This is a genomic window from Flavobacterium difficile (genome assembly GCF_011392115.1).
Lineage (GTDB): Bacteria > Bacteroidota > Bacteroidia > Flavobacteriales > Flavobacteriaceae > Flavobacterium > Flavobacterium difficile.
The window spans coordinates 111,740-137,469 of record NZ_JAAJBT010000007.1 but is presented as its reverse complement, the minus strand read 5'-3'; the positions used below and the strand labels follow the sequence as shown (position 1 = coordinate 137,469).

General features: G+C 31.0%; 23 protein-coding genes and 1 tRNA gene. 11 read left to right on the top strand and 13 right to left on the bottom strand.

The annotated features are described in order from the left end of the window. Positions 1–64: 64 nt before the first annotated feature. Both ybeY and G4D72_RS11690 read right to left on the bottom strand, forming a co-directional pair. On the bottom strand, positions 65–484 hold the full coding sequence (gene ybeY / locus G4D72_RS11695; protein ID WP_166077894.1) for an rRNA maturation RNase YbeY: 420 nt from the start codon (positions 482–484) through the stop codon (positions 65–67). After that, entirely contained in the window at positions 477–3,794 is a 3,318-nt protein-coding gene (locus G4D72_RS11690) for a DUF4175 family protein (protein ID WP_166077893.1), read from the bottom strand. The genes ybeY and G4D72_RS11690 overlap by 8 nt, the downstream gene beginning before the upstream one ends. 164 nt (positions 3,795–3,958) lie before the next feature. On the opposite strand from G4D72_RS11690, the gene gltX reads away from it, so the two are divergent. Continuing rightward, positions 3,959–5,461 (top strand): glutamate--tRNA ligase, encoded by a 1,503-nt coding sequence (gene gltX, locus G4D72_RS11685; protein WP_166077892.1) that lies wholly within the window; start codon positions 3,959–3,961, stop codon positions 5,459–5,461. A gap of 46 nt (positions 5,462–5,507) precedes the next feature. Here the strand turns inward: gltX and G4D72_RS11680 are convergent, their stop codons facing one another. After that, the gene (locus tag G4D72_RS11680; RefSeq protein ID WP_166077891.1) at positions 5,508–6,158 is read right to left on the bottom strand and encodes a PorT family protein; all 651 of its coding nucleotides are present in this window, start codon (positions 6,156–6,158) and stop codon (positions 5,508–5,510) included. A gap of 98 nt (positions 6,159–6,256) precedes the next feature. Between G4D72_RS11680 and G4D72_RS11675 the strand changes: the two genes are divergently transcribed. Continuing rightward, positions 6,257–7,237: an SPFH domain-containing protein gene (locus G4D72_RS11675; protein ID WP_166077890.1), complete on the top strand. Its 981-nt coding sequence runs from the start codon at positions 6,257–6,259 to the stop codon at positions 7,235–7,237. Between the two features lie 29 nt (positions 7,238–7,266). Here G4D72_RS11675 and G4D72_RS11670 read toward each other — a convergent pair whose 3' ends face one another. The 4 genes from G4D72_RS11670 to G4D72_RS11655 all read right to left on the bottom strand — a co-directional run bounded on the left by G4D72_RS11670 (position 7,267) and on the right by G4D72_RS11655 (position 10,292). Further along, entirely contained in the window at positions 7,267–7,521 is a 255-nt protein-coding gene (locus G4D72_RS11670) for a DUF6327 family protein (protein WP_166077889.1), read from the bottom strand. 2 nt (positions 7,522–7,523) lie between these two features. Further along, the gene (locus tag G4D72_RS11665; RefSeq protein WP_166077888.1) at positions 7,524–7,874 is read right to left on the bottom strand and encodes a competence protein; all 351 of its coding nucleotides are present in this window, start codon (positions 7,872–7,874) and stop codon (positions 7,524–7,526) included. Next, positions 7,874–8,203, bottom strand: a complete 330-nt coding sequence (locus G4D72_RS11660; protein ID WP_166077887.1) for a YtxH domain-containing protein — start codon at positions 8,201–8,203, stop codon at positions 7,874–7,876. Before G4D72_RS11660 ends, G4D72_RS11665 begins: the two co-directional genes overlap by 1 nt. A 406-nt stretch (positions 8,204–8,609) precedes the next feature. Then, positions 8,610–10,292 carry a glutamine--tRNA ligase/YqeY domain fusion protein gene (locus tag G4D72_RS11655; protein WP_166077886.1) on the bottom strand — a complete coding sequence of 561 codons (1,683 nt, stop codon included), beginning with the start codon at positions 10,290–10,292 and terminating at the stop codon, positions 8,610–8,612. Positions 10,293–10,401: 109 nt separating this feature from the next. Here G4D72_RS11655 and folB point away from each other — a divergent pair, with 109 nt between their 5' ends. Both folB and G4D72_RS11645 read left to right on the top strand, forming a co-directional pair. After that, entirely contained in the window at positions 10,402–10,758 is a 357-nt protein-coding gene (gene folB, locus G4D72_RS11650; protein WP_166077885.1) for a dihydroneopterin aldolase, read from the top strand. Between the two features lie 134 nt (positions 10,759–10,892). Continuing rightward, positions 10,893–10,963, top strand: a tRNA-Cys gene (locus G4D72_RS11645). Positions 10,964–11,008: 45 nt separating this feature from the next. Here the strand turns inward: G4D72_RS11645 and G4D72_RS11640 are convergent. The 3 genes from G4D72_RS11640 to rnr form a co-directional block, all read right to left on the bottom strand. Further along, positions 11,009–11,692: a LysE family translocator gene (locus tag G4D72_RS11640; RefSeq protein ID WP_166077884.1), complete on the bottom strand. Its 684-nt coding sequence runs from the start codon at positions 11,690–11,692 to the stop codon at positions 11,009–11,011. A 103-nt stretch (positions 11,693–11,795) separates the two neighbouring features. Continuing rightward, complete coding sequence (locus tag G4D72_RS11635; protein WP_166077883.1) at positions 11,796–12,470, bottom strand: head GIN domain-containing protein; 675 nt, start codon at positions 12,468–12,470, stop codon at positions 11,796–11,798. Between the two features lie 139 nt (positions 12,471–12,609). Next, on the bottom strand, positions 12,610–14,787 hold the full coding sequence (rnr, locus tag G4D72_RS11630) for a ribonuclease R (RefSeq protein ID WP_166077882.1): 2,178 nt from the start codon (positions 14,785–14,787) through the stop codon (positions 12,610–12,612). A gap of 761 nt (positions 14,788–15,548) precedes the next feature. Between rnr and rpiB the strand changes: the two genes are divergently transcribed. Further along, positions 15,549–15,980, top strand: coding sequence for a ribose 5-phosphate isomerase B (gene rpiB, locus G4D72_RS11625; RefSeq protein ID WP_166077881.1), 432 nt, complete (start codon positions 15,549–15,551; stop codon positions 15,978–15,980). Positions 15,981–16,024: 44 nt separating this feature from the next. Here the strand turns inward: rpiB and G4D72_RS11620 are convergent, their stop codons facing one another. Beyond that, positions 16,025–16,627 (bottom strand): trimeric intracellular cation channel family protein, encoded by a 603-nt coding sequence (locus G4D72_RS11620; RefSeq protein ID WP_166077880.1) that lies wholly within the window; start codon positions 16,625–16,627, stop codon positions 16,025–16,027. A 50-nt stretch (positions 16,628–16,677) separates the two neighbouring features. Then, the gene (locus G4D72_RS11615; RefSeq protein WP_166077879.1) at positions 16,678–16,938 is read right to left on the bottom strand and encodes a DUF1294 domain-containing protein; all 261 of its coding nucleotides are present in this window, start codon (positions 16,936–16,938) and stop codon (positions 16,678–16,680) included. A gap of 122 nt (positions 16,939–17,060) precedes the next feature. Between G4D72_RS11615 and G4D72_RS11610 the strand changes: the two genes are divergently transcribed. Then, positions 17,061–19,193: a Tex family protein gene (locus tag G4D72_RS11610; protein WP_166077878.1), complete on the top strand. Its 2,133-nt coding sequence runs from the start codon at positions 17,061–17,063 to the stop codon at positions 19,191–19,193. Between the two features lie 173 nt (positions 19,194–19,366). Here the strand turns inward: G4D72_RS11610 and G4D72_RS11605 are convergent, their stop codons facing one another. Continuing rightward, entirely contained in the window at positions 19,367–19,549 is a 183-nt protein-coding gene (locus G4D72_RS11605; protein WP_166077877.1) for a Sec-independent protein translocase subunit TatA/TatB, read from the bottom strand. 142 nt (positions 19,550–19,691) lie between these two features. Between G4D72_RS11605 and G4D72_RS11600 the strand changes: the two genes are divergently transcribed. From G4D72_RS11600 to G4D72_RS11580, 5 genes are all read left to right on the top strand, one after another. Continuing rightward, entirely contained in the window at positions 19,692–20,549 is an 858-nt protein-coding gene (locus G4D72_RS11600) for a murein hydrolase activator EnvC family protein (RefSeq protein ID WP_166077876.1), read from the top strand. Position 20,550: 1 nt separating this feature from the next. Then, a complete protein-coding gene (locus tag G4D72_RS11595) occupies positions 20,551–22,035 on the top strand; it encodes a GH3 auxin-responsive promoter family protein (RefSeq protein ID WP_166077875.1) in 1,485 nt (494 codons plus the stop codon). Between the two features lie 111 nt (positions 22,036–22,146). Then, positions 22,147–23,007 carry a carboxypeptidase-like regulatory domain-containing protein gene (locus tag G4D72_RS11590; RefSeq protein WP_166077874.1) on the top strand — a complete coding sequence of 287 codons (861 nt, stop codon included), beginning with the start codon at positions 22,147–22,149 and terminating at the stop codon, positions 23,005–23,007. A 3-nt stretch (positions 23,008–23,010) separates the two neighbouring features. Continuing rightward, on the top strand, positions 23,011–23,910 hold the full coding sequence (locus G4D72_RS11585) for a carboxypeptidase-like regulatory domain-containing protein (protein ID WP_166077873.1): 900 nt from the start codon (positions 23,011–23,013) through the stop codon (positions 23,908–23,910). Between the two features lie 133 nt (positions 23,911–24,043). Beyond that, the gene (locus G4D72_RS11580; protein WP_166077872.1) at positions 24,044–25,729 is read left to right on the top strand and encodes a DUF6909 family protein; all 1,686 of its coding nucleotides are present in this window, start codon (positions 24,044–24,046) and stop codon (positions 25,727–25,729) included. The last annotated feature ends 1 nt before the right edge of the window (position 25,730 follow it).

Here is a 25,730-nt window from a genome sequence, read left to right as displayed (position 1 = left end):
GAAACACATGGATAATTTTTAATTTTTTTTGTTCCACGTGGAACAAAAAAATTGAGTTATTATATTAAAGTTCCATGTGGAACAATTTTATTTTTTCTTCTTCTTTAGAGCGCATTAATATAGCGTCTGAATCAGTCTTGTCTTTATAGCCACAATAATGTAACACACCATGTGCTAAAACGCGTTTAAGTTCTTCATCAAATGATACATTAAAATCTAAAGCATTGTCGTGAACTCTTTCAACTGATATGAAAATATCTCCACTAATAACGTCACCTTCAGTATAGTCAAAACTAATAATATCAGTAAGTGTATCATGATTTAAATACTGCATATTAATAGTATGCAAATAATCATCATCACAAAAAATATAAGAAATTTCACCTAAAATTTTATTCTCAGATAAAACAATATTTTCAATCCAAGATGCATATAAATCTTCCTGTTCTAAACTAAATTCAGATTCGTAATTAAAACTAATCATTGCTCTTAAAATATTGTTGTACTTTATTATTAAAATTGGGCTGCAAAGGTAGGCTTTGTCTGTTTAATATTTCAACACTTTTTAAATAATTTAAAAGAGCAGGAGGTAAGGGCTTGTTTGTACCAAGAAAATCTTTTTTATTTGTATAAGATTCTCTTTTGGTGTCTTGACCTTGTTGCTTTAATGCTGATTCTAATTTTAACAACTCATAATTAATTTGTAACGCACGATTGACATTCTCTTGTGTTAAACCTTTATTGATTAATTGCTTTTCTAATTCCTTCATTTGTTTCAAGGCATTTTGACCGTTTCCACCCATTCCATTTTTTTCTAATTCATTTTGAAGCGATTCACGCAATTCTTGTTGTTCCTTAATTATGTCTAATAGTTTACCTGCATCACCTTCTCCATCTTTACCCTCATTTCCTTGAGAACCACCTTCTCCTTGCTTACCCGGTTTTTTTCCTTGTCCTGGTTTTTCACTTTCACCAGGTTTATCACCTTGTCCGGGTTTAGGCATACCGTCTTTCATTTTTTCACCCAAACCTTTTTGCTTGGAAATAATATCAGATAATTGTTTACCTTGACCTTTGCCAGGTTTAGGTTTTCCCGCACCTCCAGAAGAAGACATACTCATACTCATATTGCTTTGAACATTACTTAAAAAATCAGCTAATTTGTTAGCGGAAGATAAAGTAAATTGTTGGTGTGATATACCTTTCGCACGATTAGTAGCAACTAAATTTTCAATTGATTTGTCTAAATTGTAATGAATTTCTTCAACTTCTTTTAACACTAATTCTGACAATTTAGGTTGACGTAGAGATAATGAAAACAAACTATCATCAATATGTTTGAATTGCGATTTTAATTCTTGTTGGTTTTTTAATAATGCACTAACATTAGATTTGGAAGAAGCTACTGATTTAAATTGTTTCATTAACTTTTCTTGATCAAAAGAAAAAGATAATAAATTATCTAAAATTTGACGTAGGACTTTAGCGTCTTCTTGATTGTCTTCCATTTCACCAGAAGCCATTGAAGACGACATTGATTTACTCATTTGCTTCATTTTTTGAGCGGCCGCTTTTTGATTTTTTTTTGCTGATTTAGTATCCTTTTTATCTAAATTATCTTCAGCTTTTTGTTGTTCTTGATCAACATCTTTTTGGTCACCTTTATCATTTGGAATATCTAAAGGAGATTTTAATTCCTTATTTTCTTTATCTAAGGCATCTAACTCCTTTTTTAAATCATCAAATTCATTAGAAAGTTTTTGTTGCTCTTCTTTGGAAGGATTCTCTTTCTCTGAAAGTTTATCTTGTTTCTCTGAAAGCTTATCTAACTTATCAGCTAGTTGTTCTGCTTTTTGTTCTACATAATACCTCTTGGTTAATTCTACCAATTGCTCTAATGATTTTTGTTGCGTCTTAGCTTGCTGTTTAAGTTTATCTGCTTTGTCAAAAAGTTCTTCTTTTTCTAATTTCTTCGTAAGTTCTTCTAATTCTTTTAAAAGCTTTTCGTTTTTCGCAGCCTCTTTTTCATTTTTTTCTAAACGATTAAGAAGCTCTTGTTTCAATTCGTCTTTTTGTTCAGGCTTGAATTGTTCTAAATTTTCTTTCATCTTTTCAGAAAATTCTTTCATCATTTCGTCTTGTTGTATCTGACGATTAATAAAATCTTGAATCTTCTTTTGGTCTTTGTAATCAAGATTGTCTTTTTGCTTGTCTAGTTTTTTTAATTTTTCTAATTCATCAAATTGTTTGTCTTGATTATCTAATGCTTTTTGTAAACTATTGATATTAGATTGCTGTTCTTGTAACGATTTTTGTTCTTTTTGCTCTTGAGTTAATTCAGAATGAGAGAAAACAGCTGATTTGGATGATTTTAAACCATTAACTACATCATTATCAAACACTTCGAAATAATAATCGTAATTTATACCTTGTTGTAAGGCAATTCCATCAGGAAATGAATACACAAACTGATCCATCACTTTACTTTTTAAAACCAAACCTTTTCTATAAACAATAGTAGGTTTATTTTTATCATAATAAACAATTTGTAATTTAGACAAACCATAATCATCTGAAACTTGACCAATAATCACTTTTTGCTTTAACTTTAAACTGTCTGGCGTAGCAGTAGCAGAAATACTAGGAAATTGATCTTTAAGAATGGTTAATTTGTATTGTAAGTTTTCGTAGTTTTTTAATTGTGTATTAGAAATTGAAATCTGATAATCGGTATTATTCACAATTCTATTTGTAAGCGAAAACTGATTATTATTTTTGGAAAACATGGATAACAATGAATCTTTTTTGAACTTAACTTCTGTTGTTGCTAACGTGTTTAATTTCCATGTAACTGAAGTACCTTCTGGGATAACAGCGTTTCCAGTTCCCTGAATGATTTCAGGTTTTTTTCCTAAATAACTTGGAAAATTCAATTGCATAGAAAAAGAAGAAATGGTTGGTACGTTTACCACATTTAACACATAATCAGCAGATGTAATTTCATTAGATTTAAAATGAAAGGAGATATCTTTTTGAACATTATCAAATTGATATGAAAATTTTCCCGGTGAAGTACTTTCTAGGAAATATTCTTCGTTATTTATAATTATCGAGGCATTTTCAGGGATTACAGATCCAATAGTTTTAACTTCTAGTTTGAAAGACTTGTTTTGTTCCACGTTTAAATTAGAAGAAACAATCTCAAATTTGAATGCAGCTGGTTTTTCGAAATTTTTATCGTACTGTACCACACGAGCAAAACTATTCGAAATCACATCAGAATTTCCAGAAATATAAAAGAATAATAAAAACAATAAAGGTATCAGAGCAAAAGGTAAATACTTTTTATTTTTATTAAAATTAATTGCATTAGAAAAGGGTATCGGTTGTAAATTGTTTGCTTTTTGTTCTATAGATGCCAAAACCAATTCTGTAGGAGTAGCTGTGTTGGCTAATTGTAAAAAATTTAATAATTTGTCTTTGACTTCATCGAAATGTGTTCCGATAATTTTTGAAGCTTCGGTATAATCTAAACCCTTTTGAATTTTGAATAATTTGAAAAGTGGAAGCAAAATGAATTTAGATAGTAAAAAAACTTCTACAGCAATAAACAACCAAAACAAAATAGTACGACCTTGAGTGGAAAACCAAAGAAAATATTCAATTAAGAAAGTGAAAATAAAATATAACAAACCAATAGCAATAAAAAAAATAACTCCTTTTATCAACTCATTAGTGTAAAACTTCTTAATAAAACCTTCCAGTTTATCGTAAATAAGCGCTTTCTTTTCCAAAATTGTTAATCAATTGTTTATAACTGATAAAAGTACAATGTTTTTAGTAATTAGTCAAGAGTAAAAAGTTAATAGCTTCATAATATTGTTAATAATGTGATTAAACTGAAAAAAACTTCTAACTTCTGACTTCTAACTTTTATCTTTGCCAAAAAATTATAACAATGTCAAAACCAGTTAGAGTACGATTTGCTCCTAGTCCAACAGGACCGTTACATATTGGTGGGGTGAGAACCGCACTTTTTAATTATCTTTTTGCTAAAAAACATGGTGGAACTTTCTATATTAGAATTGAAGACACAGACCAAACTCGTTTTGTTGCAAAAGCAGAAGACTACATTTTTGAAGCTTTAGATTGGTTAGGAATTTCGCCTGATGAAACCATTGGAAAAAATGAGAAATTCGGACCATACCGTCAATCGGATAGAAAACACATATACAAACAATATGCTGATGAATTAATTGAATCCGGTTGGGCGTATTATGCTTTTGATTCCTCTGAAAAATTAGATGAATTGCGTAAACAAGCAGAAACAGATGGTAAAACTTTTATCTACAATCATACGGTAAGGGAAACTTTAGATACTTCTTTAAATGTTTCACGTGAAATTGTGGAAGCAAGAATTACGAATGGAGAACATTATGTGATTCGTTTTAAAACTCCAGTTAATGAAACCTTACATTTACAAGATATCATTCGTGGTGAAGTAAATTTTGAAACGAATTTATTAGACGATAAAGTTTTATTCAAATCGGATGGTATGCCTACGTATCATTTGGCAAATATTGTAGATGATCATTTAATGGAAACATCACACGTTATTCGTGGTGAAGAATGGTTGCCATCAATGCCTTTACACGTAATGTTGTACAGAGCGTTTGGTTGGGAAGCACCAGAATTTGCACATTTGCCTTTGATTTTAAAACCTGTTGGAAACGGAAAATTAAGCAAACGTGATGGAGATAAATTAGGATTTCCAGTATTTCCTCTACAATGGACAACGGCAGAAGGCACTTCAAAAGGGTATAAAGAAGCTGGATTTTTCCCTGAAGCAGTGATAAACTTTTTAGCTTTATTAGGTTGGAATGACGGAACAGAACAAGAAATATTTTCTTTAGAAGAATTGGTAAATAAATTCGATTTAAAACGTATTCATAAATCGGGTGCGAAGTTTGATCCGGAAAAAAACAAATGGTTCAATCACCAATATTTACAAAAACAAACAAATGAAAGTTTAGCGAAAGCGTTTCAAATTACCTTAAATGAAAAAGGAATAACTACTTCATTAGATATTGAAAGAGTAGTGGGTTCGATAAAAGAACGTGCTAATTTTGTAACTGAATTTTGGGACTTATCCGATTACTTTTTTGAAGCACCGACATCTTACGATGAAAAAGCAGCTAAAAACTGGAAAGAAGAAACGCCAGAATTAATGAAACAAGTGATGGTACAATTACAAAATATAGAAGATTTCACATCGTTAAACATTGAAACGCTTTTAAAAGGCTGGATGACAACCAACGAAATTGGAATGGGAAAAGTGATGCAACCGTTACGATTGAGTTTAGTAGGCGCTTTAAAAGGACCACATTTGTTTGATATTATTGAAATGATTGGTAAAGCAGAGACGATTAGTAGAATAGAAAAAGCGATAGCTAGTTTATAAAAGAAAAGCCCTGAGATTATTGGGGCTTTTTTAGTACTATAATAGTTTATAAATAGATAGTCAATTGTCCACTTGCGATTCCAAGATTTCCTTTGAACTTTTCATCAATAACAGGAACTTTTGAATTGTTATTTAAATTGCCAAAAAAGTTATTCAAGCCATATTGGTAGCCTAAACGCAATCTTAAATTTTTAACTCCTAAATTTACACCTGCATAAATGTTCGCATTAATTTTAGTTACATCGGTAATATCTTTTGCAGTTAACAAAGGCTGATCAACCAATAAATTATTTTCATCCGCTTTATCGATAACTAACTTGTCATTAATTTGTAAAACCGGACCAAACTCTATGTTGAAATGATTCTGACTCACCACAAAACCAGGCATTAAATAAATTTGAACCGCTGATAATTTATAATTGGTTTCTACAATTGAAACTACTTTTCTGGTTTGAACTGAAAAATTACTGTCGGTAAAAAACATACCAAAACTCATTTGCCAGTTGTTATAAAAATTACCACGAACGTGAAAACCACCTGTCCAACCTTGTTGTGGTGTTACGGAAAAGTTATTGGTAAAAATACTCATTTGGGTCAAACCGCCACTAATACCAATACGATTACTGTCTTTGTAGCCTCTTTGTGCCATTCCAATAATTGAAAATAAGGTACAAGTTGCAATTAAAAGTTTTTTCATAAATATAAATTAGGGCGTAAAAGTAACATAATAATTTAATTATTGTAACTTTTACTAAAAACAAACGTATAACAAGTATAACTAAAAAATTATTCACTATGACGCCATTATTAATCATAATCCTAGTCTTGGGATTATTTATTTTATTAAGTTCTTTTTTCACTGTAAAACAACAAACCGCTGTAGTAATTGAGCGTTTCGGAAAATTTACAAGTATTAGAAGTTCGGGTTTACAACTGAAAATTCCGGTAATTGACAGAATTGCAGGTAGAGTAAACTTAAGAATTCAACAATTAGATGTAATTATCGAAACGAAAACTAAAGACAACGTTTTCATTAAAATGAAAGTATCTGTACAATTTAATGTGATTCAAACTAAAGTGTATGAAGCTTTTTATAAATTAGAATATCCGCATGATCAAATTACAGCTTATGTATTTGATGTAGTTCGAGCAGAAGTTCCTAAATTAATTTTAGATGATGTATTTTTAAGAAAAGACGATATTGCCATTGCAGTAAAACGCGAATTAAATGAATCGATGACTACTTATGGTTACGATATTATCAATACTTTAGTAACAGATATTGATCCAGATATTCAAGTAAAAAATGCGATGAACCGAATTAATGCGGCAGACCGTGAAAAAACAGCTGCTGAATTTGAATCAGAAGCACAACGTATTAGAATTGTAGCTAAAGCTAAAGCGGAAGCAGAAAGTAAAAAATTACAAGGTCAAGGTATTGCGGATCAAAGACGTGAAATTGCTCGTGGATTGGTAGAAAGTGTAGAAGTTTTAAACAATGTGGGAATTAATTCTCAAGAAGCTTCAGCATTAATTGTGGTTACGCAACATTATGATACCTTACAAGCAATTGGTGCAGATACTAATAGTAATTTGATTTTATTACCAAATTCGCCACAAGCGGGAAGTGACATGTTAAACAATATGGTGGCAAGTTTTACAGCCAGTAACCAAATTGGAGAAACGATGAAAAACCAACCAAAACGTGCAAAAAAATCTGACAACCATACTTCAACAGATTATAATCCTAGTGACACTAGTGGTCCAGAAGCATAAACGTTACGTTTAAATAACAGAAAAGAGGCTTAATTGCCTCTTTTTTTATTTAGATACCAGTTGAAAACATAAGGAATTATCATTTTTAAAAGGGTGCCGTAAGTACCCGTAAATACTTTCTGATAAATATTTCCAATTAAACTTGCCGATTTGGAAGGCATAATACTTTCCTTGGTTTTATCAATACTTAATAACATTTTCTGATAAGAAATCTCTTTTTCTAATTTAAGAATTTCTAAATCGCGTTCGATCTCAGCATATGAGGAATATTTTTTAGGTTCCATATTTAATCGTTAAAAAATATTTCTGAGAATTTTTCTAAAATAGTTCCTTCTACAATTTTGTCTTTTACTAAAAATAAAAGTAAAGCTAAAATTAAATAAATTCCAGCAACACATAAAAAACCTAAAGGATAACTTCCTAAAACATTAGCTAAAGCAAAGGCGCCAGCAACTGAAACAAAAAGTAATACTATAGATAAACAAATAGCAATAAGAAAAAACTTTAGCATCAAAGTAGTAGACTTCATGGCGACTTTAAAACCCCAAAGTTTATAGTACGCAATACTACTTTCAAGATATGCTTTTGCATTTTCTTGAATAGCTTCAGTATTTTCTTTTAATTCTTCAAAAGCCATTATTTTTGAAGTTTAGCGTTTTGTATCTTTAATTCAGCTAATTTTTCTTCTAGAAATGAAATGGCTTCTTCCGCTTTATAACTTGAGTTGGAAAGAAAATTTTCAACAGTTTCTTTTAAGTCTTCTTTTGAACCCGAAAGTTTAGCTCTGATGTCTTCTTCATAATCGGCTAATTTATTATTAACATCAATTTTCCAATCGTCAAAATTATTTTTCAATTTGGCTCTGGTTTTTGAACCTTTATCTGGAGCAAATAAAATTCCTACTCCAACTCCGATTGCTGCACCAAGTAAAAGTGCGATTGCATTATTTCCATTGTTGTTTGCCATAACTTTTTTTTTAATATTAATAAAATTACAAAATTCATTATGAAGTTGTGTTAAATCGTAGTTAAACCTGAAAACGTATTTTTTTGAGCTATTTTTAATCTAAAACTAAAATAAAGCGATTTAAGAAAGTTTTTTATTTATAGATGTAAAAATACTTTAAGTAAAAATAATATTCCTTTATAATTAATTTATGAAAGTCGTTTTATTAAGTTTTTAATTATAATTTTTAACTTTATTATAGTTTTTATAAATAATAGGTTATATATATAATACAAAAGATTTAAATAATGTATATTTATAATTATGATTCCAAAAAAAATTTAGAATAAAAAAAACCTACAAGATTTTTTCTTGTAGGTTTAAATATAAAGATGCTGAAACGAGTTCAGCATGACAAACGTATTTTTTACTGTTCTGAAACTTTGGCCCAAGTATCTCTTAAACCAACTGTTTTGTTAAATACTAATTTTTCAGCAGTAGAATCTCTATCCACACAAAAATAACCTAATCGTTGAAATTGAAAATGATCTAATTCTTTAGCAGTTTGTAAACTTGGTTCTACATAACCCGTAATGATTTCTAAAGAATTTGGATTGATAAATTCTTTAAAATCAACCTCTTTGTTTCCATCTGGATTTTCATGAGTGAATAATCGGTCGTAAACTCTAACTTCTGCTTCTTTTGCATGTGCAATAGAAACCCAGTGAATCACACCTTTAACTTTTCTATTACTAGCTTCTGTTCCACTTCCCGACTTAGAATCAACATCATATGTACAATGAATTTCTGTAATATTTCCATCTGCATCTTTTACAACAGATTCACCTTTAATGATGTATGCGTTTTTTAAACGAACTTCTGTTCCTAAAGTCAAACGGAAAAATTTCTTATGTGCTTCTTCTTGAAAATCTTCTCTTTCGATATAAATTTCTTTAGAAAAAGGTACTTGTCTGTACGTCATAACTTCTTCCTCCGGATTATTTTCAGCTTGTAGCCATTCTTCTTGACCGTCAGGATAGTTAGTAATTACTAACTTTACAGGGTTTAAAACAGCCATTACACGAGGCGCTACTTTGTTTAAATCTTCACGAATACAGAAATCTAATAAAGAAACATCAATTAAATTCGTACGTTTTGCAATACCAATAGTTTTGGCAAAATTTCGAATTGCAGCAGCAGTAATTCCACGTCTTCTCATACCAGAAATGGTACTCATTCGAGGATCATCCCAACCTGTAACATGCTTTTCATCAACTAATTGGGCTAATTTACGTTTAGAAACTACCGTATGTGATAAATTTCTACGTGCAAATTCTCTTTGCTTTGGTCTAACTTTCGATTCGTCATAAATTTGATTTAAAAACCAATCGTATAATTCTCTATGTGGTAAAAATTCTAAGGTACAAAATGAGTGTGAAATTTGTTCTAAATAATCACTTTCACCGTGTGCCCAATCGTACATTGGATATATACACCAATCGTTACCCGTTCTGTGATGATGGGCGTGCATGATGCGGTAAATAATTGGATCACGCATTAACATGTTGTTCGCGCCCATAGAAATTTTAGCACGTAACACATGCGTTCCTTTTTCGAATTCACCGTTTTTCATACGGGTAAAAAGGTCAAGATTTTCTTCAATAGAACGATTTCTGAAAGGAGAATCTGTACCCGGTGTAGTAGGTGTTCCTTTTTGAATAGCCATATCTTCAGAAGATTGACTGTCCACATACGCTTTATCTTTTTTGATTAATTCTACAGCCCAATCATACAACTGTTGGAAATAATCAGAAGCATAACATTCTTTATCCCATTTAAAACCTAGCCATTCTACGTCTTTTTTAATCGCATCTACAAATTCTTGTTCTTCTTTTGAAGGATTTGTATCGTCAAAACGTAAATTAACTGGTGCTTTATAATCTATACCTAAGCCAAAATTAAGGCAAATCGCACTGGCATGACCTACGTGTAAATACCCATTTGGTTCTGGTGGAAAACGGAAACGTAATTTGTCAGCAGACAAACCGTTTTTTAAATCGTCTTCAATAATTTGTTCTATAAAATTTAAAGATTTTTCTTCTGTAGACATAAGAATTTGTAATTTTGACAAAGATAACAATAAGTTTATAAGTTTAAAATGTTTATGAGTTTAAAAGACTGTAAACTGTAACTGTAAAATGTAACTACAAAGTAAAAAAATGGGAACCATAAAATTAACAAATATTCGTACTTTTTCTTACCATGGTTGTTTAGAAGAGGAAGCAAAAATTGGCAGTGATTACCGAGTAGATTTAACGATAAAAACCAATTTAGAACCTTCGGCACAAACAGATGCACTAACTGACACAGTAGATTATGTTGATTTGAACCGAATTGTGGTAGAAGAAATGGCAATAAGAGCCAAACTTTTAGAACATGTAGCCAAAAGAATTATAGATAGAGTGTTGAAAGAACTTCATATGGTAACAAAAATTGAAGTTGAAGTTACAAAACTAAATCCGCCAATTGGTGGTGATGTTGAAGGAGTTACGATTATAATGAAGAAAAAAAGATAGTTTTTTTAGAATAAAGTGAAAAGTAATTAATGAATAGTTACAAAAAGGTAACTTAGAAATTAAAATAAATTTAAAAACTTTTGACTTTTAACTTTTAACTTTTAACTTTTTTAGTATATTTGCAATCCAATTATGGCGTCGTGGCCGAGCGGCTAGGCACCGGTCTGCAAAACCGTCTACTCCGGTTCGAATCCGGACGATGCCTCAGAAAGAGTTACTAGAAATAGTAGCTCTTTTTTTATGGTAAATATTATTCCCCAACATGTTCAATTCCTAATCTATCTTCTACAATATCTTTTCCTTTCGGGAAAATGCCTTGCAATATCAAAAACACACCGAAAATTAAAATGACAATACTTATAATTCGTTTAATTTTATAAATATTAGTGGGAGTTAGTTTGTGTTTTAACTGCTTCGCTAACAATATTTTAAACACATCAATACCTAAATAAAACAATAAAGTAAAAGTAAAGAAAGTAAATATTCTAAACGGTTTCATTTCTAATTGTGGACCTTGTGTAATGATAACCATCATCCAAAAACCAAGAATTCCAATATTAATTATGTTAAGAAAAAAACCTTTAAAAAATAAACCTAAATAATTATTTTTAGAAATATCTTCATCTTCATCCTCTAATTTTTCGTTGAATTTTTTCTTTAGAGCCACATAAGAAACGATTCCATAACTAGACATAATTAAGCCACCAATAATATAAATAACAGGATTATCTTTTAATTGAGCAAGTATTTGATTGGTAGCAAAATAAGCAATTAATATAAAAATAAAATCACTAAAAACAATTCCCAAATCGAATGTAAAAGCCGCTTTAAAACCTTTAGTGATACTGGTTTCTAATAACATAAAAAAACCCGGTCCAATTGAAATGGCTAACAAAAATGCCCAAGGAATGGCTAGTAATATATCGTGAATCATTTAAAAGTTCGAAGTTTGAAGTTTGAAATACGAAGTTAATAAAAATTAAATAAAAAAACCCACAAGATTCAACTTATGGGTTTTTATGTACAAAATTTATATTTTATTTCGCTTGAATAATTTTTCCTCCAGCAACCGTTTTCTGATTAATTTGTTTGGGTTTTCCAAAAATGGTAATCGTTCCACCAGCTCTTGTTTTAGCATCTACTAAATCAGAAGCATAAACATTAGCTAAACCACCAGCATTTACTGTAACTACAGTTTGTTGTGTAATACAATCTTGTCCATCATATTTAGCACCCGAATTAGATAAAATATCCTGGTTTTTTACATTGCCTTTTACAGTAACAATACTACCAGCGCCGCAACGAACGGTTAACTTATCCGCGACTAAATTTTTTAAAACTACCTCTGAGCCTTCTTTTGAAATAATATCGAAACCAATAGCTTTAATTTCATTTGAAGACGATATTCTACTGCCTTCGTTGGCTTCAACTGCATCTAATTTTTTATAATATACTGTTGCAGAAATGTCGTCACCTTTTAAAATTTTTCCTAAAGGTAAACGAATTTTTAATTCGCCGTTATTATTTACCAATTCAACTTCTTCTGAATTAGTGCCTTGTAAAATAACTTTATTTTCAGTACCTGGAAGCAATAACACATCAATTTGATCAAATGAAGTGACTTTATTAAAATCACCCACAGATTTCTCGGTTTGAGCGAAAGAAATTGAAAAAATAGAAAAAGCTAAAAAAGTTAAAAAATTGGTTTTCATAAATTATATATTTAAAGATGCTGAAATAATCCCGAAATTTCGGGACAGAATGACAATTGTGTATTAATATTCTATTTAAACTGAACACTAAAAACTGCGACTGAACACTGTAACTGTGACTGAATACTTCGACTAAAAACTATTTATTCTCTCTAACAAAATGAAAATCCAATTGTTTTTTCACTAAATCGGCATTCTTAACTTTAACGTACACTTCGTCTCCTAATTGTATTAAATTTTTAGAAACTTCACCTACTAAGGCATATTGTTTGTCGTCAAAGGTGTAATAATCGTCTTTAATTTCTCTGATACGCACCATTCCTTCACATTTGTTTTCGATAATTTCTACATAAATTCCCCATTCGGTCACTCCAGAAACTACACCTAAAAACTCTTGATCTTTATGGTCTTGCATGTATTTCACTTGCATGTATTTGATAGAATCTCTTTCTGCTTTTGCTGCTAAATTTTCTCTATCAGAAGAATGCATACATTTTTCTTCGAACAATTCTTCACTCACACTTTTGCCACCATCTAAATAAAACTGTAACAAACGGTGTGCCATAACATCGGGATAACGACGAATTGGCGAAGTAAAATGCGAATAATAATCGAACGCTAATCCGTAATGCCCAATATTATTCGTTGAATAGGCTGCCTTACTCATACAACGAATTGTAAGCGTATCTACCATATTTTGTTCTTTCTTACCTTGAACCTCTGTTAATAATTTATTTAAAGAAGTTGAAATATCTTGTTTCGACCTCAAATTTAAATTATAACCAAATTTTGAAATCACATTTTGTAAACCAAATAATTTATCTTCATTAGGTTCATCGTGAATTCGGTATACAAACGTTTTCTTTTGTTTTCCAATAAATTCGGCTACTTTTCTGTTCGCTAATAACATGAATTCTTCAATCAAATGATTGGCATCTTTACTTTGTTTGAAATATACACCAACCGGTTCAGCATTTTCATTTAAGTTGAATTTTACTTCTACTTTATCGAAAGAAATCGCACCGGCATTCATTCTTTTGCGACGAAGAATTTTAGCCAATTCATCCATTTTTAAAGTCGCTTCCACAATTGGTTTGGGTACATGATATTCCTTTCCAGTTAACGAAATATGAGCTGGAATAATATCAGATTTACTTTCGATAATTTCCTGAGCTTCTTCATAAGCGAAACGTTGATCCGAATATATCACGGTTCTTCCAAACCAAGAATCAACCACTTCTGCTTTGTTATTCAATTGAAAAATTGCAGAAAACGTATATTTTTCTTCATGAGGTCGAAGTGAACAAGCGAAATTAGACAACACTTCTGGTAACATAGGAACCACACGGTCAACTAAATACACAGAAGTAGCTCTTTCGTATGCTTCTTCATCTAAAATAGTACCTTCTTGTAAATAATGAGAAACGTCTGCAATATGTACTCCAATTTCATAATTTCCATTCGGCAACACTTGAAAAGATAATGCATCATCAAAATCTTTAGCATCTTTTGGATCAATTGTAAACGTTAGGATATTTCGCATATCTCTTCGTTTGGCAATTTCTTCTTCAGTAATAGACGTATCAATCTGATTGGCATACGCTTCCACTTCAATTGGAAAATCGTATGGTAAACCATATTCAGCTAAAATGGCATGAATTTCTGTATTGTGTTCACCAGGTTTTCCTAAAACTTTTATCACTTTTCCGAAAGGAGAATCAGCTTTTTTCGGCCAATCGACCATCGAAACTAAAACTACGTCACCATGTTCCGCTGCACCTATTTCATTTTTTGGAATAAAAATATCAGTGTACATTTTAGCATTGGTAGTAGTTACAAATCCAAAATTCTTTTGAATGTCTATTACTCCTACAAATTCGGTTTTCGCTCTTTCTAAAATTTCTAAAACTTCAGCTTCTGGTTTACGAGAACTTCTACGGTTATAAATATAACATTTGACTTTGTCACCATCTAGAGCATGATTCAAGTTGATAAACGGAATGTATACATCGTCTTCTAATTCCGGACAAACAAAATAACCCGATTTTCGGGAAGTCATGTCTACTATACCTTCGTAATATTCCGCTTTAGAAACTATTTTAAATTTTCCGCGTTCGGTTTCTTCAATTTTTCCTGCTTTCTTTAAAATGCCTAATTCTTTAATAATTTCATTTCTACTTTGCGTGTCGTTAACCTCAATAATAGCAGCAATTTGTTTGTAATTAAAAGCTTTGGTAGGTTCTTTAGAGAGTATTTTATAAACGTGAGCCGAAAAATCTTTGGCTTTTTTTGTCATTTTTCTAAAATTCTTTTTCATTTTTTCTTTTCATTTTTTGGCACTGTATTATTTCTTAGCATTACATTTTTCTTTCTGTAATTACAGTTGCCTTACTTAATATCGATAAAAGTACGAAGAACTAATTAGAATATAGAAAATAGCGAATAGATTTAATAAAATATTAATTTTTAAAATCTGAAAGTTTTCAACATATATTAAAAACAACAAAAAAAGATTTTAATTAAATTTAAATTATTGATGGTTATTATAGTGTGTTAATATGTACGATAAAATAATTTTAGAAACTTGTTTTTTACATTTATAATAAGTTATACAAAGTAATAAACAATGTTAATTTTAGGTAAAGCATTTGTTTTCAAATGGATTGAATTTTAAATTAAAATCTTATTAACAACTGTTAAAATCTAAAAACAGTTATGCTTTGTAAAAAACTAACTTTTAAATTTTTGTTAATAACTACACAATAACTATTCATAAAAAAACAATAACCTTTTAAAACTTTATTAGGATTTTCCATTCCGATTTTTGATTACAATTTTTATTTATACCTCCAAAAAAAAGTTCTTATTTTCTATCTTTAGTTATTAACAAGTTATGTTAAATTAAGTTTAACTGATTATCAAGCAATTACGATTTTCTATTAACAATGCACTTTTTTTGTTAAAATTTTTAATAATTCTCACTAAAAGCAAAATGAAATAATAATTACAAATTTACTTCTTGATACAGAGGATATTGATTATTTTTGTCAAACAATATTAACAACACAACACACACTTATGATTATCTCAATTGGTAACGACCACGCTGGTCCAGATTACAAAAAAGCCATTATTAACTATTTAGAAAGCAACGGACACGAAGTTATTAACCACGGAACCAACACGTTTGAAAGTGTAGATTATCCAGATTTCGGACATGCGGTTGCGTACGATGTGGAAAGTAAAAAAGCACATTTCGGAATTGTAATTTGTGGTTCTGGAAACGGAATCGCCATGTCGGCCAACAAACACCAAGACATTCGTGCCGCATTATGTTGGACCAAAGAAATTGCCCAATTAGCAAGACAACATAACGATGCAAATGTTATTTCAATTCCTGCGCGATATACTTCAATTGAACAAGCGGTTGAAATGGTTGCTACTTTTTTACATACTAAATTTGAAGGTGGAAGACACGCCAACAGAGTGAATAAAATTGCTTGTAAATAAACTTTGATATAATTTCGCTCAATTATTTAATTCTTGGGCGAAATTTAAATAACAGGCAATTGCAATTTTTTTCGAATGGAATAAATTCGAATAGTAGCGGTAACCAAAACACAAATAATCATACTGGTTTCGGTATTAATTTTGAAATACTTCATAGCTAAGTATAAAGCACCACCAAATAAACACGCAGTAGCATAAAGTTCTCCAGGCTTTAATAAATTCGGTACAGAATTACATAACACATCGGCAATTAAACCGCCAAAAGTGGCAGTAATTACACCCATTATTAAAGCATATCCTTCACTAATTCCAGCTTGAAGCGCGATTTGTAAACCTACAATTGTAAAAAATCCTATTCCAAAAGCATCGGTCCAAAAAAGTAATTTTTTAATTACTTTAAAATTCAATTTAAAGAAAAACGTAATAATCGTTGCAACCAATACAATTACAATAGCAAAATTATCATTGATCCAACTTACCGGGCGAATTCCGATTAATAAATCGCGCGTAGTTCCACCACCATAAGCCATAACAAAAGATAAAATTACAGCACCAAGTAAATCAAAACGTTTCGTTCTTGCTTTTAAAACACCAGTAACCGCAAAAACAAAAATGCCTAAATAACTTAACAGTTGTAAAATATCCACAGTAGTAAATGAAAAGGATTAATAAGTATACAAAAATAGTAGTTTTACTATTAACGCAACAAAAAATAAACACCAACTGTATTCAGTAAAAACAAAAACATAAAACGCCACATGAATGAAGTTTTGGATAGTTTATGGTTAAAAACTAAAATCGCAAACAAGCCACCAAAAGCACCGCCAATAGTAGTTACTGTAAATAGTTCTTTTTCAGGAATTCTTCTTTTATTTTTTAAGGCTAAAAATTTATCAAAACCAAAAAGTAAAAAACTAATAGTATTTATTGATAAAAGATAAAGTAAAAAGAGTTTCATTTTAATGTTCCTATATTCCAACAAAGATAGTATTTTAGCACTAGAATCATTTGATAGAAAAAATAAAAATCCTTGCGAACTTTGCGAAATCCTTTGCATCTTTGCGTTAAAATATAGCATAAATGACTACCATTCAATTCATTCAAAATCAAACCAATATTGCTGTAAAAAGCATTGAAAACACACTTCAATTATTAAATGAAGATTGTACGATTCCGTTTATTTCTCGATATCGAAAAGACCAAACTGGAAATTTAGATGAGGTTCAAATTGAGCAAATTGCCAAATTGAACAAGCAATTTATCGAAATCATAAAACGAAAAGAAAGCATTTTAAAATCGATAGAAGAACAAAATGCCCTTTCACCAGAATTGAAACAAAAAATTGAAGCTTCTTTTGATTTACAAGAATTGGAAGATTTTTATTTACCTTATAAAAAGAAGAAAAAAACTAAAGCCGACACCGCTCGTGAAAACGGATTGGAACCTTTGGCGAAAATCATCATGAGTCAGAAAAGTGATGATGTGGAATTTTTAGCTTCGAAATATCTAAATGATAAAGTAACAAATGAAGACGAAGCGTTACAAGGCGCTCGCGACATCATTGCCGAATGGATTAACGAAAATATTTTCATTCGAAAGTCGTTACGAAGAACGTTTCAGCGTAAAGCGGAAATCACTACGAAAGTCGTAAAAACTAAAAAAGACGACGAAGCAGCACAAAAATTTTCACAATATTTCGATTGGTCTGAAAACGTAGCCAAAGCGCCATCGCACCGATTATTAGCGATGTTACGAGCTGAAGCTGAAGGTTTTATTAAGTTAAATGTAGGTTTGAATGACGATGACAAAGACGAAGCCATTCGTTTTATGGAAGACAATTTAATTAAAACGAATAACGATTGTGCTGAACAAATTGAAAAAGCGATAAAAGACAGTTATAAAAGATTGTTAGAACCAGCCATTTCAAATGAAACCTTACAAGAAGCGAAAATCAAAGCGGATATCAAAGCGATTGATGTTTTTGCGGAAAACTTACGTCAGTTATTGTTAGCGCCACCTTTGGGTGAAAAACGAATTTTAGCGATTGATCCAGGTTACAGAAGTGGTTGTAAATTGGTCTGTTTAGATGAAAAAGGCGATTTACTAAACAACGAAACGGTGTATCCACACGCGCCACAAAATGACAGCGCCATGGCCATGAAAAAAATTCGTTCGATGGTTAACGCGTATAATATTGAAGCGATTTCTATTGGAAACGGAACAGCGTCTCGTGAAACCGAATTTTTTATTAAGAAAATTGCTTTCGATAAACCCGTTCAAGTATTTGTGGTTTCTGAAGCTGGAGCTTCTGTGTATTCTGCTAGTAAAATTGCGCGAGATGAATTTCCAAATTATGATGTTACCGTTCGTGGTTCCGTTTCTATTGGAAGAAGATTGTCTGATCCGTTAGCAGAATTGGTAAAAATCGATCCGAAATCCATCGGAGTTGGACAATACCAACACGATGTCGATCAAAATAAATTAAAAGAAGAATTAGATAATGTAGTGATGAGTTGTGTAAATTCAGTCGGAATTAACGTCAACACAGCTAGTAAATCATTATTGAGTTATGTATCCGGAATTGGTGAAAAAATGGCCGAAAACATTGTCGCTTATCGTTCCGAAAATGGCCCGTTTGAAGACAGAAAACAACTGAAAAAAGTACCACGTTTAGGTGAAAAAGCGTACCAACAAGCAGCAGCTTTTATTCGAATTAAAGACGGAAAAAACCCGTTAGACAATTCGGCAGTTCATCCAGAAGCTTATACAATTGTTGAAAAAATGGCCAAAGATTTAGGCATCAAAACCCATGAGTTAATCGCAAATAAAGAAAAAATCACACAAATTTCTCCAGAAAAATATATTACTTCAGAAATCGGAATTCTAACTTTAAAAGATATTCTCAAAGAACTTGAAAAACCAGGATTAGATCCAAGAAAAGCAGCAAAAGTTTTCGAATTCGACCCAAATGTTCGCACGATAAAAGATTTAAAAACGGGCATGATTTTACCTGGAATTGTGAATAATATTACCGCTTTTGGCTGTTTTGTGGATATCGGAACCAAAGAAAGTGGTTTGGTACACATTTCCCAATTAAAAGCAGGTTTCGTTTCTGATGTGAATGAAGTCGTAAAACTCCACCAACACGTGCAAGTGAAAGTTGTTGAGGTAGACGAAGCTAGAAAGCGTATTCAGTTGACGATGATTTTGTAAAAAACAAAAACCATTAGTATTTGTACACTAATGGTTTTTTTGTATTTAATTTTTTCTTAATCCATCGAACAATGTCGAAAGAAAATAGAAGTAGAATTGTTAGAGCGGGCAAACAATAATTCAGAAAAATTACTAGGCGTTTTAATAAAAATAAAACGTCCATATATAAAGTATTAATTTGTGGTTTCTTCTTCTTTTTTTGCAGTTGGAGCTTCATCTTCTCCTTTAGCTGCTTTTTTAAATTCCTTGATTCCTCCACCAAGTCCTTTCATTAATTCTGGAATTTTTTTACCTCCAAAAAGTAATAAAACAGCCGCTATAATTAATATAATTTCAAATGTTCCTAATTTTCCCATGATTGAATTATTTTTTAATGTAAAAATATACTACAAAGGTACATAAAAAATCAAAACACCAATAAAAAAGAATATTTTTATTGGTGTATTAACTAATTGGCACATTGGCGAATTGTATTATATTTGTATAAAATCAGGTGGTATGTCTCAAAAAAGACTAAAATTTCAAGCACTAAAGCAAAAATTACTGAGTAAAAGACGTTTCATTATTTATAATGAAGATACTTTGGCAGAATCATTTTCGCTAAAATTAACCTTAATGAATGTATTTGTTGTGGCCTCTTTAGGTGCCATTTTAATCATTTTTGTAACTACTTTCATTATCGCTTTTACACCATTACGAGAATACATTCCGGGTTATGCTTCTACACAATTGAAAGAACAAGCAACTTTATTAACTATAAAATCCGATTCGTTATTAAAAGTTACCAAAGAAAACAATGCTTATATCAACTCAGTAAAGGCAGTTTTAAATGGCGATTTAGAATACGCGAAGTTAAACAAAGATTCCATTCAAGTTGCCGAACAAATTAATGAACAAATAAATATTTCCATTTCTGAAAAAGAAAAAGAACTAAGAAATGAAGTGGCTAACGATGACAAATACAATGTTTTCGAAAAAGCAGAATCGAAAGTTTCTTATGTGTTGTTTGCACCTGTTTCTGGAAAAATCACAAAAGGTTATACTGTAGCTTCTAAAAATTTTGGAGTTAATATTGCTGTAGCAAAAGGGACACCAGTCAAGGCAATTGCGTCTGGAACCATTATTTTTTCAGAATGGACACCATCAAGTGGTTTTGTGGTAATTATTCGCCATCAAGATGAGATTTTATCAGTATATAAAAATCTTTCTTCTACAACTAAATCGGTTGGAAATACTGTTAAGTCTAGTGAAGTAATTGCTATTTCGGGTGATAATGCTTCTCAAAATCAAATCCATTTTCAATTATGGAAAAACGGAATTCCAATAAATCCAATTCAATTTATCAATTTCGAATAACATGTCAATAAAAGCTATAGCTGCCAGAATACTAGCCAAAAAAGTGTATAATCAAACTCAAAAATGGGTTAACAATCCTGTTGAAACGCAGCAAAAAGTATTTGCAAATTTAATCCGTCAAGCGGAAAAAACACAGTTTGGAAAAGACCATAACTTCTCAACTATCAAATCATTTGAAGATTTTGCTCAACAAGTTCCAGTTCGAGATTATGAACAATTGAAACCTTATGTGGATAAAGTCGTAGCAGGTGAATCTGATATTTTGTGGAAAGGTAAACCCTTATATTTTGCTAAAACCTCTGGAACCACTTCAGGAGCGAAATACATTCCACTTACAAAAGAATCAATGCCATTTCATATCACAGCTGCAAAAAACGCCATTTTAAGCTACATTCACGAAACAGGAAAAGCCGATTTTGTTGATGGAAAAATGATTTTCCTACAAGGTAGTCCTGAAATGGAGGAAAAAAACGGAATCAAATTAGGGCGACTTTCTGGAATTGTAGCGCATTATGTTCCAAAATATTTACAAACAAACCGCTTACCAAGTTGGAAAACCAATTGCATTGCCGATTGGGAAACGAAAGTAGACGCAATCGTAGAAGAAACTTTTACTCAAAACATGACAGTGATTTCTGGTATTCCGAGTTGGGTGCAAATGTATTTTGAAAAGTTAAAAGTTAAAGCTAATAAACCGGTTGGCGACTTGTTTAAAAATTTCAATTTGTTCATTTATGGCGGTGTAAATTTCGAACCGTATCGCGCTAAATTTGAACAATTAATAGGAAGAAAAGTCGATTCTATTGAACTATTTCCAGCTTCTGAAGGCTTCTTTGCTTATCAAGATTCTCAAAAAGAAAAAGGCATGTTATTATTGTTAAATTCTGGAATTTTCTATGAATTTATAAAAGCCGATGAATTTTTTACAGATAACCCAAAAAGACTGACAATCAAGGAAGTAGAAGTTGGTGTAAATTATGTTTTGATTATTTCTACCAATGCCGGACTTTGGGCTTACAATATTGGGGATACAATTGCGTTTACTTCTATAAAACCATTTCGAGTTGTCGTTACTGGAAGAATCAAACATTATATTTCCGCTTTTGGCGAACATGTTATAGGAAAAGAAGTGGAAGAAGCGTTGCAAAAAGCGATTTCAGGAACAAATATAAGCGTTAACGAATTTACTGTTGCACCACAAATTAATCCAAAAAACGGATTGCCGTATCACGAATGGTTCATAGAATTCGATTCGGAACCAGAAAATTTGGAAGCTTTTGCTTTAAAAATAGATCACGAAATGCGCCAACAAAATGTGTATTACGACGATTTAATTAAAGGAAACGTATTACGAACAATTGTTATAACAAAAGTTAGTAAAAACGGATTTCAAAACTATATGAAATCCATCGGAAAATTAGGTGGACAAAACAAATTGCCAAGATTGAGTAACGATAGAAAAATTGTGGATTTTTTTGAAGTGTAAAACCATCAATCTGTCATCCTGTCCCGAAGCTTCGTGATTATTTCAGGATCTAATTTAAAGGAGAAGCTGAAACGAGTTCAGCTTGACAATTTTTTCTAATAATTAATTTTAATGAAGAAGTTTATTTTATTATTTCTTTTTACCCTTTCTGCCAAAGCCCAAATAAAAGGTGTGGTTAGAGACAGTATTACTAACGAACCGATTGCTTATGTTTCAATTTGGGTTGAGAATAAAATCATAGGCATTACTTCTGAAGAAAATGGCTCTTTTGAACTACATGTTTCCGAAAATGAAACTGTAATTTTTTCAGTTTTAGGTTATGAAACAAAAACAGTTTTAGCTTCAAAAATTTCTGAAGTTTTATTAACTCAAAAAACAATTGAAATTCCTGAAGTTGTAATATCAGCACCTTTAAAGTCAAAACAAATAGAAATTGGAGATGTTAAAAAAGAATTTTACTTACCAGAAACACAAACTATGCCTTGGTTATTTGCTAGAAAATTTAATTTAGATGCAAATAATCTTGATGTAAAATATATAAATGAACTTATTTATTTTACAAAAAGTGAAGTTGAAAATGGAATTTTTAGAGTAAGAGTTTTTGAAGTAAATGAAAATGGATTACCAGGCGATGATTTAATTTCCGAAGAAGTTATTGTAAATGTAAAAAAAGGGAAACATAAAACAATTGTCAACATTTCAAAATATAACATTCAAATTCCTGAAAAAGGCATTGTTGTTTGTTTTGAAAGTTTAATTTTAGAACAAAATAAATATGTTCAAGTAGCCCATAGTATTCAACCTAAAAAGAAATATGAGTACATTAATTATTCTCCACATATTGGTTATTTTCATAATGATAACATAGAAACTTATCACAAAAGATCAGGTAAATGGGTTTCTTTTAGTAAAGAATACAATAAGAAAAATAATCATCCAATACCAGCTATAAATATTACGCTATCTAATTAAATTATGAACAAACTATTTTTAATATTTCTTTTTACTATTTCTGCCACAGCTCAAATAAAAGGCGTGGTTAAAGACAGCATTACAAAAGAACCAATTGCTTATGTAAGTATTTTTACGGATGAAAAGCATGCATTTCAAACAGAGCAAAATGGTTCGTTTACTATTGATGTAAAACAAAATTCTAAATTAACATTTCATGTATTTGGTTATGAATCCATAACTGTACATGCCTCAAATAATCTGGAAGTTTTTCTAAAACCAAAAGAAACAGAAATTGAGGAAATACAGGTAATTGGAAAAAAAAACAGCATACAAAAAGAAATTGATATTTATGAATCGAGTGGTTTCAGGTATCATAATTACCATCAGGGTTATGCAATATTGATTAAAAATGATTCTTCAACAAAACCTTGCACTTTCTTAAGTAAAATAAAATTTCATACGTATTCTAATATTAACAACTCAAAACTTAAGATGTATGTTTTAAATGCATTACCAACTAGTACTATTGGTGAAATAAAAATCTTTGGCGATTCCATAATTACCGTAAAAAAAGGCCATAATGGAAATGAAATAGACGTTTCTAAATTTAACATTCAAATACCTCAGGAAGGCATCTTTTTATGTTTTGAAAACCTATTAATAGATGAAAATAAATATTATTATCAAACAACCGGAAGAATGTCTACTGGAGAAAAAAGAACGATAAAACAAATGAAATATGAAACAGAAATTTCTGTAGTGCCTTCTGATAAATTTATAGTTTTTAATAAAAGACTTGAAAGTTGGGAAAAAGCTCAAAAAATTATGTTAGACAATCCAAAAAGTTATGAGAATTTACTGATGCGTAAATATCATAACAAATACTTAACACCATCAATAAAACTTACACTCACCAACTAAAAAATAAATTTATTACCTTTGTTGGTTAGATAAACAAAATATTAATGAAATGAGCCCACAACAGATTCTGATGAATGATGAGGTAGAAAAAGGCGAATTCATTTATACCAAAGAGAAAATATAAAGGAGATAAATGAAAGACATTAAAAACATTTCGCGCTCGCGAGCGCAAGAATCGTCGGCAGCTATCGAACGATTGTACATTACCATGCGTCACTTATTTAACCGTGGTTTTTATAAACCTATGGGAGTTTCAGGAGAAACCTTACGTGAAGCTTTATTATCACTTCGACCAGAAATTTATGGTTCTATTGCAGAAGAAAAAGTAGAATTAAATGGATTATTATACGTGATTGAGCGTTTGCCAGTAGGTATCGAACAATGTCGTTATATCAATTTAACCTCGGATGAAGGTTATGCGAATTCCCACTTCAAAGCAATTGTACCACCAAAAAGAAGAAGAAACTGTTACCGTATTGACGACGAACAAATGAACATCGAAATTACACGTGGTCGTTCTGATATTTACGACATTTTAACACACTTAACGTTCATTTTTATTGAATCGCATAAAATAAAAGACAGAGTTTTAATTGACGACGAAGGTTCGGTTTCCCGCGATTGGCAAAAACTAGAACAATTCGTCTTACAAACTAAAAAACTAACTCAAGTTGAAAGAGAAATTGCCATGTCGCATGCCTCTAACGTGTTAGGAAGAACCTTTGCAGAAGTACAAGATATTTATGACGGTTTTGCTACTACAGAAGCACCAGAACGTTTTTTACAAATTGTATATTGGTTAGGAAAAATTGCCATTGAAGAAATTGTAGACAACAACAAACGTACGATTACTTTCAGTCCGATTTTAAGAGAACGATTAGGTCATCATATTTACGGTGAAATTTGGGCAAACAACATCAAAGAAACACTTAGAGCTAACAATTTACTAGAAAGACCTATTCATATTATTAGTGCCAACATGCACAGTGTGATGAATTCGGTTTTTGCACCAGCTGTTTTAGCGACGAAATATAAAGGCAAAGAAGAATATCAAATTTATGAAGATTTAAGTTCTTCTTCGCACAAAGATTTACGTAAAAAAGTTGAAGATGTTGCCTTACAACACGGGATGATATCTTTACCAGATACTTCAGGAACAAACATTGATGTACAAATTTTCGATACCGCAAAATTCGATTGGAAAAAAACGGCCTTTACTACTGCAAAAGTGAAAGATAAACCGGTTCTTATTGTAATGGATTATGCTTTTGGCGAACAAGCTTATGAAACCATTGATGAGTTGTTAAAACCTTATAAAGTAGGTAAAACAAAAACCTTATTGAATGTAGAATCCGTTTCAATTATGGGTAAAGCTGGAATTTTAGAAGGTGGAAAAGGAGATATCATGATTCCTAACGCGCACGTGAATGAAGGAACAGCAGATAATTATCCTTTCGAAAACGAACTAACTAAAGAAATGTTTGAAGGAAACGGAATTCCTGTTTTTGCTGGACCAATGATTACGGTTTTAGGAACCTCTTTACAAAACAGAGATTTATTGAAATTTTTCCACGAATCTACTTGGGAAGCTATTGGTTTAGAAATGGAAGGTTCGTATTATCAAAAAGCCATTCAGTCGGCTTCAAGAATTAGAAAAAGCATCAATCCGAATGTAAAAGTACGTTATGCCTATTATGCATCAGATAATCCTTTAGAAACAGGAAGTACTTTAGCTTCTGGAGGTTTAGGAACAACAGGTGTAAAACCAACCTATTTGATTACCATCAAAATATTAGAACAAATTTTTAACGTCAACTAAA

Excerpts from the sequence above, each read along its gene's own strand:
- G4D72_RS11580 (WP_166077872.1), top strand. The coding sequence starts at position 24,044 with ATGAAAGACATTAAAAACATTTCGCGCTCGCGAGCGCAAGAATCGTCG.
- G4D72_RS11610 (WP_166077878.1), top strand. The coding sequence starts at position 17,061 with ATGACTACCATTCAATTCATTCAAAATCAAACCAATATTGCTGTAAAA.
- G4D72_RS11640 (WP_166077884.1), bottom strand. The coding sequence starts at position 11,692 with ATGATTCACGATATATTACTAGCCATTCCTTGGGCATTTTTGTTAGCC.
- G4D72_RS11660 (WP_166077887.1), bottom strand. The coding sequence starts at position 8,203 with ATGGCAAACAACAATGGAAATAATGCAATCGCACTTTTACTTGGTGCA.
- rpiB (WP_166077881.1), top strand. The coding sequence starts at position 15,549 with ATGATTATCTCAATTGGTAACGACCACGCTGGTCCAGATTACAAAAAA.
- G4D72_RS11635 (WP_166077883.1), bottom strand. The coding sequence starts at position 12,470 with ATGAAAACCAATTTTTTAACTTTTTTAGCTTTTTCTATTTTTTCAATT.
- G4D72_RS11670 (WP_166077889.1), bottom strand. The coding sequence starts at position 7,521 with ATGGAACCTAAAAAATATTCCTCATATGCTGAGATCGAACGCGATTTA.
- ybeY (WP_166077894.1), bottom strand. The coding sequence starts at position 484 with ATGATTAGTTTTAATTACGAATCTGAATTTAGTTTAGAACAGGAAGAT.
- G4D72_RS11655 (WP_166077886.1), bottom strand. The coding sequence starts at position 10,292 with ATGTCTACAGAAGAAAAATCTTTAAATTTTATAGAACAAATTATTGAA.
- gltX (WP_166077892.1), top strand. The coding sequence starts at position 3,959 with ATGTCAAAACCAGTTAGAGTACGATTTGCTCCTAGTCCAACAGGACCG.
- G4D72_RS11675 (WP_166077890.1), top strand. The coding sequence starts at position 6,257 with ATGACGCCATTATTAATCATAATCCTAGTCTTGGGATTATTTATTTTA.
- G4D72_RS11585 (WP_166077873.1), top strand. The coding sequence starts at position 23,011 with ATGAACAAACTATTTTTAATATTTCTTTTTACTATTTCTGCCACAGCT.
- G4D72_RS11595 (WP_166077875.1), top strand. The coding sequence starts at position 20,551 with ATGTCAATAAAAGCTATAGCTGCCAGAATACTAGCCAAAAAAGTGTAT.
- rnr (WP_166077882.1), bottom strand. The coding sequence starts at position 14,787 with ATGAAAAAGAATTTTAGAAAAATGACAAAAAAAGCCAAAGATTTTTCG.
- folB (WP_166077885.1), top strand. The coding sequence starts at position 10,402 with ATGGGAACCATAAAATTAACAAATATTCGTACTTTTTCTTACCATGGT.
- G4D72_RS11680 (WP_166077891.1), bottom strand. The coding sequence starts at position 6,158 with ATGAAAAAACTTTTAATTGCAACTTGTACCTTATTTTCAATTATTGGA.
- G4D72_RS11615 (WP_166077879.1), bottom strand. The coding sequence starts at position 16,938 with ATGAAACTCTTTTTACTTTATCTTTTATCAATAAATACTATTAGTTTT.
- G4D72_RS11600 (WP_166077876.1), top strand. The coding sequence starts at position 19,692 with ATGTCTCAAAAAAGACTAAAATTTCAAGCACTAAAGCAAAAATTACTG.
- G4D72_RS11590 (WP_166077874.1), top strand. The coding sequence starts at position 22,147 with ATGAAGAAGTTTATTTTATTATTTCTTTTTACCCTTTCTGCCAAAGCC.
- G4D72_RS11665 (WP_166077888.1), bottom strand. The coding sequence starts at position 7,874 with ATGGCTTTTGAAGAATTAAAAGAAAATACTGAAGCTATTCAAGAAAAT.
- G4D72_RS11605 (WP_166077877.1), bottom strand. The coding sequence starts at position 19,549 with ATGGGAAAATTAGGAACATTTGAAATTATATTAATTATAGCGGCTGTT.